At 36.7% G+C, this 18,354-nt stretch carries 14 protein-coding genes; 4 read left to right on the forward strand and 10 right to left on the reverse strand.

Annotated elements, in window-relative coordinates:
* The first annotated feature begins 5 nt into the window (after positions 1-5).
* Positions 6-3,188 (forward strand): efflux RND transporter permease subunit, encoded by a 3,183-nt coding sequence (locus ACMAWV_RS12490; protein ID WP_412470283.1) that lies wholly within the window; start codon positions 6-8, stop codon positions 3,186-3,188.
* Here the strand turns inward: ACMAWV_RS12490 and ACMAWV_RS12495 are convergent.
* Positions 3,185-3,703 (reverse strand): hypothetical protein, encoded by a 519-nt coding sequence (locus ACMAWV_RS12495; protein ID WP_146037919.1) that lies wholly within the window; start codon positions 3,701-3,703, stop codon positions 3,185-3,187. The two genes, ACMAWV_RS12490 and ACMAWV_RS12495, sit on opposite strands and share 4 nt — an antisense overlap.
* Before the next feature lie 65 nt (positions 3,704-3,768).
* Here ACMAWV_RS12495 and ACMAWV_RS12500 point away from each other — a divergent pair, with 65 nt between their 5' ends.
* Positions 3,769-4,734 (forward strand): KpsF/GutQ family sugar-phosphate isomerase, encoded by a 966-nt coding sequence (locus tag ACMAWV_RS12500; RefSeq protein ID WP_392993097.1) that lies wholly within the window; start codon positions 3,769-3,771, stop codon positions 4,732-4,734.
* A gap of 2 nt (positions 4,735-4,736) precedes the next feature.
* Here the strand turns inward: ACMAWV_RS12500 and lnt are convergent, their stop codons facing one another.
* Entirely contained in the window at positions 4,737-6,188 is a 1,452-nt protein-coding gene (gene lnt / locus ACMAWV_RS12505; RefSeq protein ID WP_103219190.1) for an apolipoprotein N-acyltransferase, read from the reverse strand.
* Positions 6,189-6,251: 63 nt separating this feature from the next.
* Between lnt and ACMAWV_RS12510 the strand changes: the two genes are divergently transcribed.
* Complete coding sequence (locus tag ACMAWV_RS12510) at positions 6,252-6,914, forward strand: hypothetical protein (RefSeq protein WP_146037921.1); 663 nt, start codon at positions 6,252-6,254, stop codon at positions 6,912-6,914.
* A 7-nt stretch (positions 6,915-6,921) separates the two neighbouring features.
* Here the strand turns inward: ACMAWV_RS12510 and ACMAWV_RS12515 are convergent, their stop codons facing one another.
* Complete coding sequence (locus ACMAWV_RS12515; RefSeq protein WP_103219192.1) at positions 6,922-8,061, reverse strand: S8 family serine peptidase; 1,140 nt, start codon at positions 8,059-8,061, stop codon at positions 6,922-6,924.
* 290 nt (positions 8,062-8,351) lie between these two features.
* On the opposite strand from ACMAWV_RS12515, the gene ACMAWV_RS12520 reads away from it, so the two are divergent.
* Positions 8,352-8,570 (forward strand): hypothetical protein, encoded by a 219-nt coding sequence (locus tag ACMAWV_RS12520; RefSeq protein ID WP_392993094.1) that lies wholly within the window; start codon positions 8,352-8,354, stop codon positions 8,568-8,570.
* A gap of 52 nt (positions 8,571-8,622) precedes the next feature.
* On the opposite strand, the gene ACMAWV_RS12525 is transcribed toward ACMAWV_RS12520, so the two are convergent.
* The 7 genes from ACMAWV_RS12525 to ruvX form a co-directional block, all read right to left on the reverse strand.
* Positions 8,623-8,994, reverse strand: a complete 372-nt coding sequence (locus ACMAWV_RS12525; RefSeq protein ID WP_103219194.1) for a TraR/DksA family transcriptional regulator — start codon at positions 8,992-8,994, stop codon at positions 8,623-8,625.
* Between the two features lie 340 nt (positions 8,995-9,334).
* Positions 9,335-12,907: a hypothetical protein gene (locus ACMAWV_RS12530; protein ID WP_412470282.1), complete on the reverse strand. Its 3,573-nt coding sequence runs from the start codon at positions 12,905-12,907 to the stop codon at positions 9,335-9,337.
* Positions 12,908-13,049: 142 nt separating this feature from the next.
* Entirely contained in the window at positions 13,050-14,567 is a 1,518-nt protein-coding gene (locus ACMAWV_RS12535; RefSeq protein WP_412471244.1) for a hypothetical protein, read from the reverse strand.
* A gap of 127 nt (positions 14,568-14,694) precedes the next feature.
* On the reverse strand, positions 14,695-15,504 hold the full coding sequence (locus tag ACMAWV_RS12540; RefSeq protein WP_146037924.1) for a DUF808 family protein: 810 nt from the start codon (positions 15,502-15,504) through the stop codon (positions 14,695-14,697).
* The gene (locus tag ACMAWV_RS12545) at positions 15,497-16,594 is read right to left on the reverse strand and encodes a FliG C-terminal domain-containing protein (protein WP_103219198.1); all 1,098 of its coding nucleotides are present in this window, start codon (positions 16,592-16,594) and stop codon (positions 15,497-15,499) included. Before ACMAWV_RS12545 ends, ACMAWV_RS12540 begins: the two co-directional genes overlap by 8 nt.
* Positions 16,595-16,615: 21 nt before the next feature.
* Positions 16,616-17,650 (reverse strand): endolytic transglycosylase MltG, encoded by a 1,035-nt coding sequence (gene mltG, locus ACMAWV_RS12550; RefSeq protein ID WP_158246950.1) that lies wholly within the window; start codon positions 17,648-17,650, stop codon positions 16,616-16,618.
* A gap of 41 nt (positions 17,651-17,691) precedes the next feature.
* Positions 17,692-18,150, reverse strand: a complete 459-nt coding sequence (gene ruvX, locus ACMAWV_RS12555) for a Holliday junction resolvase RuvX (protein WP_103219200.1) — start codon at positions 18,148-18,150, stop codon at positions 17,692-17,694.
* Positions 18,151-18,354: the final 204 nt, after the last annotated feature.

The raw sequence follows: 18,354 nt of genomic DNA on the forward strand, positions 1-18,354 counted from the left end.
AGCTTGTGAAAAAACTAGTTTCATACTTTGTAGGAAATAGCTTTCTAGTAAACTTATTAAGTATCATGATGGTGCTCTTTGGGATTATCTCCCTTGCCCATATGAAACGAGATCTAATTTCAAATTGGTCATCAAAGAGAATTCAAATCACTGCCACATTGACTGGTGCAGGTGCATCTCAAATTGAAAGGTTTTTAACTTACCCAATTGAGCGTGCAATTAAAGGTAGTGCTGGTATCGATAAAATTTGGTCAAACTCGCAACAAGGGTATATGCGTATCAATGTTGATGTGAAAGATGAGTTTGAGGAAATAGGTGATTTAGAGACTCGAATTAAAGATGCTATTGAAACAATCCGTGGAGATCTTCCATCTGAAACTAAAGATATTGTCGTTCGCCATATTAAGCAAACAGATTCTTGGTTTAATTATTATGCAATTTTAAATTTTGAACAAAGTAATGACTTACACCAGAACTGGTTATTGAAAATAGAAGAAGAGCTTGAAAGAGTCGATGGAGTATCAAGAGTCGATACATATGGATATACAAAAGATCTTTATATTAAACTTAATGTCGATAATATGGCCCGCTATAGAATAGCGCCATCAGATGTTTATAATAAGATTAAAGAAACTTTTAGAATTTACCCTTTAGGAAGTATCCGTAAAGGAAGTGATTCTTATTCGATTGAAATTGAAAACTTAAACTACGATATTGAATCACTTAATAATCTTTTGATTCGTTCAAATAATTCAAGCCATACTTTGCGTCTAAGGGACTTAGCAACTCTTGAGTATCGCTTACCTAAAATTAAACGATCTAATTACATAAATGGGAAGCCAGGGATTAACTTTAATATCTTTAAAGATGTTGAAGCCGATTCAATTACACTAAAGGAAAAACTAGAAGAGAAGCTTAAAAAGATTAATGAGCAAGCTCCTGAAGGTGTGAATATCATAAGTGTTGAAGATGGTCCGGCATTCATTGAAAGACAAATTAATGCTCTACAATCAAATGCTCTAATGGGAATCGTTCTTGTTTTGATCACGCTTTGTTTATTTTTAGGTTTTAGAACTGCAATTATGACTTCTCTTGGGATGCCTCTTGCATACTTTTTTACATTTACAGTTCTTGAAACAATGGGGATTTCAATTGATCTAATCTCTGTTGTAGGGATGCTTCTTGTTATTGGGATCCTAGTTGATGATGCTATTATTATCTCTGAACAGTATATGCAAAATCTTGAAAACGGTGCCAGTTCAAAAGATGCGGCCGTAGGTGCTGTTCTTTCGACTTGGAAACCTATTTGTGGAACTGTTGCAACGACACTGATTGCCTTTGCCCCAATTCTTGTTGGGAAGGATTCAATGTCAAATATCTTAATGGCGATTCCTGTTGTGGTTTTCTCGGCGCTTCTTTTAAGTTTATTTGAAAGTTTCTTTATCCTTCCAAACCACTTAAAGCACTTTGTAACAAAAGCAAATGCACATCATGAGTCTAATTACTTCCAGCGCTTTAAAAGAGGGTATCTTAAATTACTCGATGGAGCACTAAGATGGCGCTATATTGTTTTAACAGGTTTCATTGTGGCAATGATTGGCTCAATAATCTTTGCGAGCAAGAATATTAACTTCAATTTCAATTTAAATATTTCTTCTGAAACAGTTGAATTTGTCGGTACTTTGAAAGAATCAAAAAATCTTGAAGACTCATATAAACAACTGACTCCTGTAGAAGAGGTTATGAGTAAGATTGACAAAAATAAGTATAATAACTACCAATTCTCAATTGGACAAAATTATACAAATGGTAAGAAGCAAGAGGGGCCACAGTATTTTAGTTATAGAGTTTCTTTTTCACAGCTTGATAATAATGTTGAGGCCAACAAGAAAGATGTACAAGACTTCCTTAAGGAACAACTTAAAGAGCTTGAGAAAACTGGTAAGTTTGAAAGGCTAGAGGTTAAGATTGCAAAGGGTGGAGATGATGAAAGTCGTGAAAACCTTGTCGAAGTAACAATTCAATCTCTTTCTCCATTTAATGTTGAAGAAGTGACAGAGTATACTAAAAAATCGATTGAGGATTTAAAAATTGAGGGAATTAAATCAGTTGATCTTGATGATTCGCTTTTTAAAGACGCTTGGATTTTTACACCTCATAAAAATGAGATTCAATCACGAGGACTTTCTCTGGCTCAAGTCTCAAGTCAATTAGTTCAGTTCATTAGTAAGAATGAAGTTTATGAGTATACAAGTGGTAATCGAAAGATTCGCTTTTTAACTTATGCAGCTGATGGCGATGATCTAAATTTCGAAGAACTAGGTAACCTTCCTGTCGTTCTGGCAAATGGTGAGATCATAAAGTCATCTGATATTGGAGTTTGGAAAAAAGAAAAGAAGCAATCGACAATTAGGCACTCAAATTTAATGAGAAAAGTTGTTGTTGATCTTCCGTTTGATAAAGAAATTATTAAAAAAGAAGTTCTAATTAAAAAGGTTGATCTACTAACTCAAAAGCTTTCAAAGAAGTATCCAGATTTAATGTTTAATGCACAGGATGCTGATGAGCAGTCGAGAAAGAATAAGAGTTCAATGGTTAAGAAATTTGCTTTTGCTCTTCTTGGTATCTTCTTTATTTTAGCGATTGTTTTAAGAAGTATTATGCAGCCGATCTTAATCTGTTCGGCCATTCCTTTTGGAGTGATAGGTGTTATCTGGGCATTCTACTTCCAAGGACTCGACATTAGTTTAATGGCGATTATTGGTATTATTGGTATGGCCGGAGTTGTTGTAAATGACAGCTTACTTCTTGTTGTTACAATTAATGAGAAAAGAAGTGATTGGTTTAGCTTTCATCGTCCAGAGATTTTAGAAGGGGCAGGAAGTCGTCTAAGAGCGATCATATTAACAAGTATTACAACACTTGGTGGTGTATTCCCAATGGCATATGCAATCGGTGGAGATGCCGGATTTACGAAAGGCCTTGCCATGAGTATGGGGTGGGGACTTCTATTTGCGACAGTTTTAACTCTTGTGGTTCTTCCATGTATGCTTCTTATCCAAAGAGACTTCATGGTTTTCTTTAAGCGCAAAATTTTAAGAATGAATAGAGTAGAAGAAGTTGAAGAAGATATTGATGATGTTGTTATCGTGACAAATAAATTAGAAGAAGAAAGTGTTATTCATTAGAATAACTCTTTCTCTGCTTCTTTCGCTTTTTGTTCTTCAATCTTTTTAATCATTGATTCACGTTTTAGAATTCGTTCAATTCTATAGAGGATAGTTTTCTCTAGAATTCCATCCGAACGTACAAGGCGCCAACCTTGTAGAAAATCTTTTTCAATCATTTGGCGTCGGTAAATTGAAACCTTAGAAACCTCTTGTTTTCCGCGATATCCTTTAATGACATTGATAACTAATTTAAATTGGGCCGCTTTAACCATCTCTTTTGAGCCGAAGGCATCGGAGAAGTTAATTTGACTCGTGTTGTTGATCCAACGTGTTTTTACGACTCCAGCTTCTTGATTTTTTACTGAAATATCATACTGTTGCATGATCTCAAGAACAGCTTGCCATGTCTGGTTAAAATTCGACTTATAAGTTTTTGAAGGTATTTCTGATTCTTCAACTAATTGTTCAAATTGTTCATATGAACTACAACTAAATAGCAGGGAAAAAAGCACTATTATTTTTAACATTTTCATATAATTATAATAACATAGTCGTAGACTCGATCGAGATAGAAAAATTGACACTAAAGGAGATGGTAGTGGAGCATTTTGGTCAGATGAAGGAAGTTTTAAAACTTGAAGCTGATTCAATTCTAAGAGTAATAGATCTTTTAGATGAGAAGATGTGTAACAAACTGACTGGTGTCTTCGAATATCTGCATGCTCATAACGGCCAGATGGTTTTATGTGGCGTTGGTAAGTCAGGCCTTATTGGAGAGAAACTATCTTCTACATTTAGCTCTCTTGGCCTTCGCTCAATTTTTCTTCATCCAACTGAGGCCCTTCACGGAGACCTTGGGAGAGTTAGTGAAAACGATGCCATTATCTTTTTATCAAAATCTGGTACCACAAGTGAGATCTTAAAATTAATACCATTTCTAAGAATAAGAAAAGAGAACCGTATTGCTCTAGTAGGTGATTTAACAAAACAAATTGCACTTGAGTGTGGGATTTCTTTTGATTGCTCGGTAGAGCGCGAAGCCTGTATTAATGATCTTGCCCCAACTACTTCATCAACTGTTGCTCTGGCAATGGGAGATGCCATTGCTGTTGCCTATGAGAAATTTGTGGGTCTATCACGTGAAGGATTTGCTATTAATCACCCTGGTGGGAAATTGGGTAAGTCTCTTACGATGAAAGTAAAAGATTTAATGTGGGTGGCGAAAGAGTGCCCAATCCTTAAACCATCAAATCTTTTAAAAGATGCCGTTCTTGAAATGACGAATAAACCTCTTGGGGCCCTTGCTGTTATTGAGAATAATAGCTTTAGTGGAATTCTTGTCGAAGGTGATATCAGACGCTCGATTGCTAAAAATGCTAATGCACTTGAAACGGCTCTTAGCGAGATTATGACGAAAGAGCCTAAGAAAGTTTCTTCTGATGACCTTGCTATCGATGCCCTAACATCAATGGAGCAAAATAAGATTTATGTACTCCCTGTGATTGATGGAAATGAATTCAAGGGATTCATTCGAATGCATGATCTTCTTAAAGAAGGTTTTTAATTTTAAAGAGAAAAATCTTTTATTTCTTGTTTAAAATTTTCTGTACGAATTAACTCTCGACCATCTTGTTTGATGACGGCCGAGATTCCAGTATTGGTCGCTCTAATAATTGGAAGATTAAATTCCACAGCTCTCCACTTTGCTAAGAATAGGTGCTGCTCTTGTTCTGAGTAAGGCCCATACCATGAATCGTTTGTCACATTGACGATGAAATCAATTTTTTCTCCACGCTTCTTCACTTCTTTAATGTATCTTCCAACATAGCGAGGAAATAGGACTTCATAACAGATGAGTGAAATAAAGTGTTTATCTTTAACTTCAAAGTTTGTGTACTTAGTTCCACTCGCAAAGAATGAGATATTTGTTAAGTAAGGCGCCAGGTATTGGTTAAGTGGCCCAAAAGGTAGTCCTTCTCCAAAAGGAATGAGTACTTGCTTATGATAGACCTGATCAATAATTCCTTCACCTCGAGATAGTACTGTCGCATTATACGTATTCTCTAAGACACTTGGATTTGTTGAAGCAAGATCGTATGTTCCAAAGAAGTAGCTAGCATTACTCTTAATAAAGAGATCCATTAGCTCGTCTGACAACTTTTTACTTTTTTCTGAGAAAACAAATCTAGGATAAGAAGTCTCCGGCCAAATAACCAAATCGATATCTTCAATTCCTTCGGCCAAGCTTAGTCCTTTATAGATATTAATAACTTCTGATGAGGCAAGCTTTATGCCCTGTTCAGATTTAAGCTTTAGGTCATTTCCAATATTTCCTTGAACAATTCGAATCTTAAGATCGTTACTTATATTAGACTTTATTGGGCCTACTCCAAAATTCATCAGTAAAAGTGCAAGGATGATTCCACCTTGAACTCTTGGAAGCTTTTGTTTTTGGTAGAACATAAAAATAAGATGCCCAATGAATAAACTTAAGAAGCTATAGAAGGGAACTCCTAGGAGTCGTGCTGGTTTTAAGAATGGAGATATCTTAAGCCACGGATGGCCAAAAAGAGCTGGGAATTGTTGTGGCGTAAAATATTCAAGAATAACGAAGATTAGCGAATAAAGGATTCCTCCCGCTAATGTATCGATCTTCACATACTTCTTTAAAAAGAAAAAGATAATAAGAAAGAGATAGAATTGTGGCGCAATAATAACCGAAAAGAGCTGCCACAGGATAAAGTTAAATGGAAAAAATAGGTTTCCAAACTCGTTTAGTGTGAATGTTAACCAATAGTATCCTGCAAAATTATAACCCCAACAGAATAAGAAAATATTTATGAGGTTATACTTAAAACGAATTTCACTTTTAAGCCCGTAGAATAAAACGGCCGCACTAAAAAAGATTGTTGGAAAGATTGTGAACTTTCCTATGAATGGAAAATTTAATGCGTAAATGATACCTGCAAGAATATGAAGCACAGGTAGAAAGAATTTATTTTTCAGCAGGCTAGACATACTTTATTGTCGTATATGATTTAACATTTGCCAATACTAAGCTTATGAAATTACAATATTCTTATGGATAGAGAATTCTTAAACGACATACAAAAACATCAACATCTCTTCATGGAAGATAATATTGCACAGGATGTGCAACTTATAACATGTCCTAAGTGCGAAAGTGAAAATATTATTGAAGAACGCTGCCAAGATTGTGACTTCGATTTAACTTTTAATCCATTAGGAGAACCATTAGGGGAGAAGAGCTTCTATACTTTTCGTGAAAAGTATTGGCTGACACTTTCTCCTCTTGAAATGGAAAACCCTGCAATTTTCCAAGGTGATGTGAAGTTTAAGAAATTTATGATTAAAGTGCGTCGCCGTTATAATAATCTTCTTGATTACTTCTATAGTGAGCACTCAAAGACTGATAAGCTGAGAGCGCTTTATCTTCAAGAGTTAGTGGATATCGTTATTGAAATGATGAACTCTGGAGTGAGCGAGCAAGAAATTTGGCAACCATATACGCAAAAGGGTATCGAAGAGGTTTCTCTTTATGAGCGTATTAAGGAAGCAATATCTGAAACACGCGAGCTAAATAATAAGAGTCAAATTGAAAGTTTTCTTGATTATAAGATGATGGGATTTTTTAAGGTGTCTTATTTATTGTATGGAATGCTAGGAGTGATCTTTATTATGGGGACGACCCTTGCGCTTACGTCCTATTTTAGGGCCATCTAGGAATTAATTATTTTCTGATAATTACTTTTGGAGTGTTTGCTACTTCTCTTTTGCTTTCTTTGTAGTTAGCTAGTTGACCATTTGTCTTTGTGTTTAGCTTTTCAGCAAGTTCAACAGCTGCTGTAGCATCAACACGTCCTGAAGACTTAACCTTTCCATTAAAAGTGATCTCTTTCTTTGCAGTGATTGAGATGATCTTCTTAATTTGCTTTGCTGAAAGACCTGGGTATCCAGCTTTTAACATTGCTGCTACTCCAGAAACAAAAGCAGTAGCTTGTGAAGTTCCTGTTAGCAGACCGTTTCTTGAAGTCGGGATAGCAGAGTTGATCTTATATCCTGGTGCAGAAACGTCTACTGTTTGTGCTCCCCAGTTTGAAGAGTTAAGAATCTTCATCGACTGATCGTGAGCAGTTACAGTAATAATATTTGATAACTTGTAGCTTGCTGGGAAGTAAGCAGTATTCTTGTTATCGATATTTTCTTGCTCGTTTCCTGCTGCTGCAACTACGATGATTCCTTTTCTTTCTGCTTTCTTTAGAATTTCAAGTTCTTCTAAATCCGGCTCTGGTCCACCACCTGAGTAGTTAATGATATCAACACCAAGATCAACTGCGTAACGTAGAGCCTTGATTGTTGAGTTTAAGTTGTCCTTACCTGAAGCGTGACGGTTGTAGTACTTCAGTGAAAGAATCTTAACATTTGGAAATACTGACTTAATAATTCCCGAAACGTGAGTTCCGTGACGATTCTTATCGTAAGGAGTATTTACATTATCAGCACCTTTAGAGAAATCTAGTCCAAAATTAGAAATGCTAGCATCTCCTTTAGGTACGTAGATATTATCTTTAAGGAATGGGTGAGTTGGATCAATACCTGTATCAATAACAGCTACAACAACTTCTTTTTGTGTCTTTAATTTTTTAAGTGCACCTGGAAGATTAATTGATCCTTGTGCAAAGTTATTTTTGATACCCCAGCTTGAAAAGCGTGAGTGTAGTACGTCAGTATTTGATGTTTCCTGTTGGTATTCTTTTTTGAAAACACGTTGTCTTAGTTGATCAAATGATAATTTCTGACCTTCACCAGCTCCAAAAGCAAAAGAGCTAGCAATTAAAGTAGAAAGTAGTAGAAAAGATTTTAGTTTCAAAAAGTGCTCCTTAGTAACTCAAACTCACTGTTATAGAATGCACAGCTTGTGCCAACACTATGACAGGATTCTACCTACTTAAGTTGTTCACCTATAGCCCATATGGATACTTTATAGATAGGTGTCAAAATCTTATACACTATTTTAAAAGTGGTGGTAGAAAATAAGGCCAAAAAGCCACCGTGTTCATTACTCCACTAAGTTAAGTTGCCGTAATCATTGTACCAGAATTTGGCATGGGCCGTGCTTAATTATGAACAGAAGAAGAACTTACCATGGAGGGTAATTCAGTGAAAACTATTTGGACATTATCAATCAGTATTTTTGTGTTTGCATATGTCATGATCGTCGCGCCAATTAATAATACGAACTCAAGTACAATAAGTCCTAAAGTGGAAGAAGTACTTAAAACAAATGAACAGGTTAAGAAAGTGCTTAAGAGAGACATATCGAAGTATGTCTATATAAAGAAGGAGACCTTTAGTGTAGACGAGGGGATGGCCCTATAAAAAAAGCCTGCATAAGCAGGCTTTTTTACTAACATTTGGAATATGAAAAAAGCTATACGGCTCTTCGCATGTGTTGTTCTTCACGCTCTCTTTCTTCTGCGTGTGTGATACAAAGATCGGCCCATGGTTGATTTTCAAGCCTTTTCTTACCGATTGGCTCGTCACAATCTTCACAGTGCCCATAAGTACCTTCTTCAATTCGGTGAAGGGCCTCTTCGATTTGTCTTAGCTTAGTCATTGCTCGAGCACGCATATTAAATGTAACCTGTTGGTTAATTACTGCGTTTGCTACATCACCTTCATCAGGTAGATCATCTGTCGACATCTTAAGGTCTTCAGTACTTGTTAGAATACCACCGTTAAGAATCTCAGCTTTAGCGGCCAATAACTTCTTTTTAAAATATTCTAGTCTTTCAGCTTCCATTTAGTCCTCCTCCTTAACGAAGTAAAACAAGCAAAGTTTGTTGGTTAAACTATTACGCGACACTTAATTTTAACCCTGAATTTATTTAGTTCAAAAGTCTTCTTAAAAGTCGGCAATTGTTGCTTTTAATACATATTCAATAGTTGCCCTAAAACCTCAGCCTTTGCTTCGCTCTGAAGCTTCATGGGAACCTATTGTAGGCACTCTTCGTGTTTGGCGGGAAAATAATTAAGTTAATTTCTTTTTACCAGTAATATCGGTAAGTTCTGCCGATAATAAAAAAAGGACGCTGAACGCGTCCTTATTTTTTTCGCCTAAATTTATTGGCATTAAACTATGCTTATCGTTGTTCGAACTCTTCTTGAATCATTGGACGATTTAAATCGACAGCTCCTGTTGTTGAATTCACTAGGAAGTACTTATCAAAAGCCGTTGTCGCCATATCTGCAAGAGCGTAATTCGTCCCATTGGTTAGTATCGCTGTATCAAGAACACCTGCAAATGAAGTAGGGTTAATGAATACGTAATGATTCTTTACTAACATTGCTGAACCAGCATTATTCGTGCTGTGAATATCTGTTGGATTGTGTCCATCTTTATGTCCCACGTAGAGAACATTTTCGAAGCTAACATCAAATGTATTATTTCCTTTATTTGAGAAGAATGCATATGTATTGACTGGCGCAGGATCAGTGAACTTATTGCCAATAAATTCAAGATTCTTAAATGCAAACATTTCTGAGCTAGACATTGAATAATCAATGCGATCAACAAGAAGAGAACCTGTAGGTGAGCCAAATGTATTATTTTTCACACTAATATTTTCAAATACTGGCCCATCTCCGCTATTCTCTGTTGAGTAGGCTCCTGCAACTAGTCCTGTTGCTGTACATCCGATACTACTTTCAATCGTATTATTATCGAATTGAATATTATGAAATTGCGCTCGATCATCACCAGAGTTATTGTAGCGACTAATTCTTCCCATGAGAATTCCGGCATCCCCTGTAGAAGTACAATTAAACTTTACTGTAGAGTTTGCAATTCGGAGATTTTTAATTCGTCCGTGTTCAACATATGGAAAGATACCATTAAACATTTGATTGGCACCAGTGTAGTCATTGTAGAAATTTGAAATAGTGAAGCCATTTCCATCAAGAGAGCCATTGTATGAATTATTAAAGTCTGATAACTGAAGTGATTGTCCACCCATATCAATGTTATTCATTAGTTTAAAACTAAAATTACTTAGGAATAAATTATTCTTAATGAATGTTAAATCACTTGCATTTGAAATAAGGAATGGACTTTCCTCTAATCCTGTTACGATTGCACGACCGTTAGTTGCAAATTTCATAAAACGATTAAATGCTACGTTTAGTTTTGAGTCTCCAGTTGCTGTAAAGTACTGACTTCCAGCAAAAGTCGAAGGAAGAGATTTATTGGCAAGATCATTGAAAGTAAGGCTTATTTCGCCCCCTGGTGTTCCATACTTTAAAGTACTTTGAGCAAGTGCTGTTGTACTATCACTATAGCCATTGTAAACAACATGATTTGCTGTGATTCTGTCTAGGACGTTTGATAGAGTAGAGTCATTGATAAATCCAATGAAGTCGATAATGTGAGAAGTACTCGTTCCCCATCTTGTATAATGGTGTCCATTAACTATAACGAATGTGTTGATGTCTGGCATAACTCCAACAAGAGATCCACTTGAATTTCCAGTAGCATAGCCAAGGTTATTAAAAAGTAGTCCTGAATAATAATTATTATCAAAGTTTGCTGAGGAAAGATTTGTCGTTGATGAAAGTGTCCCTAGGGCACCACCAACACCTTCAAGTCCTGCTGATCCCGCAGCTGCACCTGTGACTGAACTTGTTGCGATATGATTAAGTGCAAAATTTGCAGAAGTTCCATCGAGATTTAGTCTTCCAATTAAGCCTCCAGCGCTTCCATCTGCACTAACGCTTACTCTTGTTGCTGAAGAATAAATTCCAAGTGTGTTACCAGGATTAGTAAAAGCAGCATGACCAATAAACCCACCTGCATTTTTTAATGTCGTATCAATACTTCCTGTTGTAATAGATGAGTGAATCTGAAAAGTTTCAGGATTAAATATCTTTCCAGCAATTCCGCCAGCACCTTGAATCGTACTATATGGAAGATCACTTGAAATTGCTAAGTGAATATTATTTTCACCAAGCTCTAGACGGCCTAGATAGTTTGCGGCCGTTGACTGATGTTGTCCTAGAAGGCCACCAATAATCGCTGGTGCCGCTGAAGTATATGAGTTAGTAAAAACATAACTATTACTATAAGTACTAATATTAGTAAGATTTTCTGAGAAGCCGATTAGGCCACCAACTGATTGTTGTGGATTAGCTGCATCAACTTCGATATTAATATTTCCATTAACATCATAAATTTTAACTTCACGACTATTAGTTGCAGTATCAGTTGAGCCACTTGTTAGGGCACCAATAAGGGAGCCTACGTAAGCACTATCAGAACCAGGAAGTCCCGTACATTTTAAACTAAAGTTACTAAAAGTGATTCTTTCAACTTGTGCGAATACATTCTTTGTTGATGTTCCATCATAGTAAGACTGATTAAATAATCCACCGCACGAGTAACCAAAGCTTGAACCAGGTGGTGTTGTTGATGGATTCGAGTTTGTCATTGAACCTGAGATTATTAATTCATGAAGATTTGAAGAATCGCCTAAGTACTTTGCAAGTGCCGGCCCTGCTGTTAACGAATTAACATTGATATTTAAGTTACTAAGTCCTGACTCAGCGTTAGCAACCGTGCTTCCAATACTATTAAATAATGAGTCAGATGCTCCAATAATATGTGGAAGCTTCTTAAGACTTATAAGAATATCTCCCTCTAATTTTCCACTAAAGTCAGTAGCGCCCGTTGCTGGTGCTGAACCTGCAAAATCAATTGTTCTCGCAACAATATAATTCTCTGAAGGGTAGGAAGCGATATTATTAAATTGATCGGCCGTACAAATAATATTAAATCCTCTTGATCCAGCGCTATCAGCTGCAAATGGAGAGCTTGTTGCCGCTCCTGCAAACGCACAAGAATCAAAGCCTGCAAGTAGAGTAAGACCTGTCGCTGAATCTTCTGTTGCTAGTAGATACTCCTCTGAAGGAAGTCCTGCTGTTCTTGGAATCCTTTTAACTTGAGAGGCTCCAGAGCAAGCAGTATCATAGTAGGCTACAATTTCAACTGGATTATAAAAACCACTATCACTAGTAACAACGTTATAGTCGGCAGTTAGGTCATAGGTGAAAATATCTCCAGCATTTGGTGTTAAGCATTTTGATTCAAGAGTTAAGCTTGGATCGACGACACCTTCAGCATTAATTGAAGGGTAGCGAATCTTAAGTGATTGAGCGTTACTTGGAGCTTCATCGCAGCTTTCTCTTTTTCCTTTCCCAAAAACTTGGACAACCCCGTGACAAGTTTCAACCTTGAACTGATTTCCTGTCGTACTGTCATGAACAACTGTATTAGTTAGTGATGCACAATTGGCCGTTGTCATTACTAGATTCATTGGAGTTTCAGTAGAGTCAACTTGAGTATTAATTTGAGAACAATACTTTGTTCCAACTAGATTCGTTGGAGTCGTTCCTTGGTGCCAACCGATGGCCTTTACATCGTAGTTTCCAAAAGGAAGCTCAATTTCGATTTCAGAAGGGGAGCTTGGATCAAGACCAATTTGAAAAACTTGTTTTGTATCGTTATTTCTTCCAAAGATAAGTACACCACCATCAAAGTTTGAGTTTAAGTCTCCAACTAAGAATTGTGATTTTGAAAAAGTAACTTTTGTGTTTGATGTTTTTACTCCACATGAAGTGAGAAGAAGTGAAACAAGAAATAATCCAAAAATATGACGGTGCATACGGTCCCCAAATTCAATTTAATCCACAAAACTCATCGGTTAAGCAAATCTTAACCTTTAAAGAATTGGGGACAAAAACTTACGGGATTTCAGTTGGTTATGGTTTTAACCTCAATAGTGAATGCCATTTCTTAGTGCCATATTAATAATATGTGTAATTAAAAAGCTGACCATTGGCATTTAAGTCAAAATTTCCTGTACCTGCAGGAGAGCCTGTGATTGTAAGTGTACAAGTCGTATAGGGAGAACATGAAATGTCTCCTGAGATTGATAAGGTGTCTGGTGTTGAATAGATACTAAAATTCACAATTCCATCAGTGTTATTATTAAATGTAATTGTCGTGCTTCCACCTGTTGTAATATCAACATTTGATCCAGGTGCTGGTATGAAATCTGAATCCGGAATCATAACAATAGGGTTTGCCATTACGCTAAAGCGCTTCTCTGGAGAATAGATTAATCTACTTGAAGCGTCATCAAAATACGATCCAATCATTCTAAACTCAAAAGTATCTCCAAGATTAAAATTAGTAGTATTACCGTCGAGAACAACATCTCCTGACGTCGTATCAAATGATATAGGGCCTGAACCGATTGGATATCCACAGGCAACAAAAGTTGAATCATCTGTTCCAGCGACTTTGTACTCACAAGTATAGTTCATCGAGTTGCCAAGATAAGTATCGTTTCCAACATCATATGGGCCACCAACCTGTACTGTCGTTGCAGAGTTTCTTTCAAATGAATAACTCGAATTTGTAAGAGAAAGTTCAAATGGAGTAGGTGGCATAATATAAGTGAAGTAAGTGCCATCGTAGAAGTGACGATCGTTTCCTGCTAGGTCTTTTTCACCGATACTGTTCATGGTCATAAGTGTACCAACTGGCCCGGTAGAGCAGTCAGTTGTTCCACTATCTTTATCTTCATATCCTTCTATTCTAAGAGGTAAGTGGAATCCGCCTGTTAGCCTTACTGGAAGAACCATTCCAACAGAAGCATCAAGAACCATTTTAGCGTAGTCGACTCCATCGAGTAAATTTCCATTAACATTGCTATAGCAAGTATTCATCGATTCATTAAATCTTGATTGAGTATAGATTAGATCCTTATTAATTGGTCCTTCATAGTGAGGAATACCAAATTTAATAGATAGGTCAGTTGAATTAAATCTTATGTATTCACCAACATTACAAGCTGAAGTTTCACAAACAGACATATACTTGGCCGTTTGTAGACCATCAATAAACTCAGCACAAGGGTGACCTATATCAACGACGTTGGCCGGTGCCACAGTATCGACTTGAGTTAGATTGAAAGTAAAAGTTGTCTGCTCTGGGATTGCTGCGTTTTTTACGACTGAACAATAAAGGCTTCCTTCCATCATCTCGCCTGCAGTTGAACCATGCCAACCAAGAATCATAATATTCCAATTTCCATTATCAAATTCGTGATCAAGTGTTGCTTGTGAAAGAGGAACAACATAGAGAAGAGGAGGTTTATCCGCTGGCCCACCAACTGCTAGCATGACCGCACCATTATCAAAGAGTCCTGCTACTTGAGAGAACGCACCTTGAAGCTTTACTTCGACGTTTGAGGACTTTCCTCCACATGAAGTAAGGATAATTGCGAATGATATTAGTAGCATATTGATAATTTTCATAATTCCCTCAGGCAGTTAACTAAATAAATTATCGTCTATAGCTATAATAAACTTTAATTTAGTGTGGACTAAATTTCTCGTGATTCTAGGTGTTTAGTAGGATTCTCATAAAGAGATCTGCCAATAATTAGCGCAAGAACTTCGATTTAATATGCGTGAGGATACTGAAAACGATAAGGGCCGAAAAACCACCAATGACACCTAAGAATAGGTTTTGCAGTATTTCATAGGTATAGAGGTCTAAGTGAAAGCTATGAGCAAAGATTCCGCCAGCTACGAGAAACATTGCAATTGTCCCAACTATTCCAAGTCCTCTCATAATCCAAGGCATTGAACTGACACAAGCGTAGCCAAGTCTCTTATACTCTTTTCTTATAAGGTAGAGCCCAAGATCATCAATTTTAACTAAGACAGCGACAAGTCCATAGATAAGGACAGATGCTAAAAGCCCCACAATTACAAGAGTCATTAGCTGATTTACAAAAGGTCCACTAATGCTATTTTGTGCAATTACGATAATTTCAATTGAAAGAATTAAATCTGTGCGAATCGCTCCTGAAACTTTTTTCTCTTCACTAATTTCGGCCAGGATCTTCTTGCTATCTTGCTTGGTAATCTTTTCGACCACTTTGTGGGCGCCTTCATATGCTAAATAAATTCCACCAATTAGAAGAACGATTTTTAGAGCTGGAGGATAAAAATAGGTAAGGGCAACAACGCCTAAGATGCTGTAGACTTTATTTAAAAGTGAGCCTACAAAAATCTTCCAGACCATTGGAAGCTCCTGATCGGCGTTTACTCCATGGATAACACCTGCATTAACTGCAAGATCATCACTCATTAGAGCACTGGTTTTCTTGATGGCAACTTTAGACATGATGGCCACGTCATCAAATGTTGTTGCAATATCATCGAGAAGAGACAGGAGACTAAACATACTTAACAAATGACTTCGGGCTTAAAACAAGCTCGCCCGAGCGCTCCTTTTCATGAATATACTTTCTTAACTCGTCTTGTGCTTTATTGATTGCTGAAGCTGGCTTTGGTTGATCATACTTCATAAGAAATTCTTCTCTTACACCAGCAGTAACTTCAGAAAGAAGATCATTGATTAATTCTTTAGACGACATTCTTAAAGCACAGGCCATAAGATCAAGACTAAATTGTAAAAAGAACTCACGCTTCATATCGATTGTCATATAGCGAAGGCGATCGATATCTTCTACTGACTCTGAGATATTGATAGCGAGTTGAGGGTTCTTCTCATGTATCTTAGCTAGTTGCTTTTGATAATCATCAGGATTTAGGCCATTGAATAGATTTGTATCAAGACCTTTTAATTTATTTTGTCTCTTTTTAACAAGAGAGCCAATTGAATCATATGTAATTGAGTTTAGCGTTTGTGTGAATTCAACTCCAATGCGTAGGAGGTGAGTTTGAAGTCCTTCTCCTGAAACACGGTAGCGATTAACTGAGGCAATCTTAGCTTCGTGTAGCTCAGGTAATTCCTGATCTGTAATTGAAGTAATAAAAATTGATTTTCCTATTTCGTACTTCGCTTTTCTTTTCGCATCGATAACAAATGCAAGACCTCTTAAAGAGATATCGAGAATAATATCATGTTGAGTTTCATCTTCACCCTCAACTTTGTATGAGATATTTTTGAAGTCTGGATATTTATAATTGAATCTCTCCACACTTCGTCGATCGCGCATACGAACTTCACTAGGAGTCTTGAACGAAAGACCACCATTTTCAAGTTTGAAAATATCTTTTTTGAAAATCATATCCCCAGCAGGATAGTGAAAAAAGACAGGTGAAAGAGGTGCTATTCGAGTATAAAAAGGAGCACTTTCTTTTGTGAGCCTGATAGAGCATTTTTCAATTGTAACTGAGCTGAAAGTTGCAGTGTATTCTTCGCGCATGTCTTCATTGTTTTGCCAAAATTTCAAAACTGCGCCTTCCTCATAAAGTTCAGTAAGCCTCTTGAGGATATATTCCTGATCGAATGATGACCATAGTTTCATAGTTAATTACTTCTTTAAGTTTTATTGTTTTTTATTTAAGTCTCGCCAGCTACGCCCCTTACGGTTCGCTCTGTTCTTTTGCCAGTAATCTACTGCCTGACTGTGTTCTTTGTATGTTTTTGAAAAAACGTGTGTTCCATCATTTTTAGAAACAAAGTAAATATATTCGTGCTTCTTTGGGTTTAGGGCAGCTTTAAGTGCCTCTAGCCCAGGGTTTGCAATTGGCCCAACTGGAAGACCTGAAATCTTATAAGTATTATAAGGAGTTTTCTGTCTTAGGTGCTTTTTGCTGATATTACCTTTATACGACTCCCAAATCCCGTAAATTGTCGTTGGATCTGATTGAAGACGCATTCTCTTTTTTAAACGATTGTGAAAAACACCAGAAATTGTTGGTCTTTCAAATTTTGCACCAGTTTCTTTTTCTACCATTGAAGCAAGAGTTACTAGTTGGTGCTTTGTTAGTCTTACTTTAGAAAAATCAAGTTCTTTCGTTTTATCTTTAAAGTTGTCATACATGCGGTGAATGATTGCACGTGCTTTCATCTTCTCGTGAAATTGATATGTATCAGGGTAAAGGTATCCTTCAACTCGATCAGCTGGAATTCCTAGTGAGTGAACAAATTTCTTATCTTTTGCTTCTTTGATAAATTCATTTTCATCAACAATTTTCTCGTCGGCCAGAACTTTAGCAATTTGGAATAAGTTATATCCTTCTGGAATTGTCACGCGAACAGTTAAACTCTTTCCGCTAATTAAAAGGTCTACTAGCTCATCCATAGTGATCCCTTTTGGGATGATGTAGCGTCCGGCCTTGAAGCTGGTTAGTTTACCCTCGAATTTCACATAGCGGTGAAAGAGGCGAGGAGAGTAGATAATTTTATCTTGGGCAAGACGGTAGTTGATTGTTCCAAAAGTGTCGCCACTATTAATTTGGAATTCAGTCTCTGGACCGTTGTATTGCCAATGATAAATGTTGTAATAAGTGTGGGCCACTAAAAGGCAGATCGATAATGCTGGTGCTAGCACCAAAAATACAAATAAGTTTTTCTTCATCATAATGATAATAGGATATCTTATTTTTATATTTTGTGAAATTAACTTCTTATGAAATCTTCTAAGATGATCACCGCACTAAGCTCATCAATTTTTGTTGGATCAAATTGAAAATTATATTCCGGAGAGTTAAGCATTCTCTCTTTTGCCGACTTAGTCGTAAGTGTTTCATCTTGTTGATAGAACTTTATACTAGGAAATTTCTCAACTAAAGCGTTAAAGATGGCCTTGTGCTCTTTTGTTTTCTCACTCTCATTGCCATCAACATAATAAGGTATTCCCATAACAATAACTTCTACCACTTGATCATCGATCACTTGTTCAAGTTCTGTATAGAAATGTGCAATTCCCTTATTAATGATACGTCCTGCGCCTATTGGGAAAGGCTCACGTCCTGGGCAGAAGAAGCCAAGGCCTATGACTTTTTCACCGTAGTCGATGGAAAGGATGTTGAGACCACGTAATTCTTCAAATTTTGGATAGCTAGAAAACTCATTCATATTAGGTAGTTATGCCCATTTTGGCGCCTCAAGTCAATCTCTAAAGTCAGCTTGACTAGGAAAGGGTGAAGGTTTATGATGAGTTTATCTAATTAAATCAATACCAACCAATTTAATCTTATAAAATCCATGCCATTAATGGATCATTAATAGAGGCAAATTCTAAACCAATCCAATTTTATATATTCAGATATTTCAGGAGTA

Origin of the sequence: Halobacteriovorax sp. RT-1-1 (assembly GCF_047085455.1) — a bacterium.
Taxonomy (GTDB): Bacteria; Bdellovibrionota; Bacteriovoracia; order Bacteriovoracales; family Bacteriovoracaceae; genus Halobacteriovorax_A.

Excerpts from the sequence above, each read along its gene's own strand:
- ACMAWV_RS12495 (WP_146037919.1), bottom strand. The coding sequence starts at position 3,703 with ATGAAAATGTTAAAAATAATAGTGCTTTTTTCCCTGCTATTTAGTTGT.
- lnt (WP_103219190.1), bottom strand. The coding sequence starts at position 6,188 with ATGTCTAGCCTGCTGAAAAATAAATTCTTTCTACCTGTGCTTCATATT.
- ACMAWV_RS12510 (WP_146037921.1), top strand. The coding sequence starts at position 6,252 with ATGGATAGAGAATTCTTAAACGACATACAAAAACATCAACATCTCTTC.
- ACMAWV_RS12525 (WP_103219194.1), bottom strand. The coding sequence starts at position 8,994 with ATGGAAGCTGAAAGACTAGAATATTTTAAAAAGAAGTTATTGGCCGCT.
- ACMAWV_RS12530 (WP_412470282.1), bottom strand. The coding sequence starts at position 12,907 with ATGCACCGTCATATTTTTGGATTATTTCTTGTTTCACTTCTTCTCACT.
- ACMAWV_RS12535 (WP_412471244.1), bottom strand. The coding sequence starts at position 14,567 with ATGAAAATTATCAATATGCTACTAATATCATTCGCAATTATCCTTACT.
- ACMAWV_RS12540 (WP_146037924.1), bottom strand. The coding sequence starts at position 15,504 with ATGTTTAGTCTCCTGTCTCTTCTCGATGATATTGCAACAACATTTGAT.
- ACMAWV_RS12545 (WP_103219198.1), bottom strand. The coding sequence starts at position 16,594 with ATGAAACTATGGTCATCATTCGATCAGGAATATATCCTCAAGAGGCTT.
- mltG (WP_158246950.1), bottom strand. The coding sequence starts at position 17,650 with ATGAAGAAAAACTTATTTGTATTTTTGGTGCTAGCACCAGCATTATCG.
- ruvX (WP_103219200.1), bottom strand. The coding sequence starts at position 18,150 with ATGAATGAGTTTTCTAGCTATCCAAAATTTGAAGAATTACGTGGTCTC.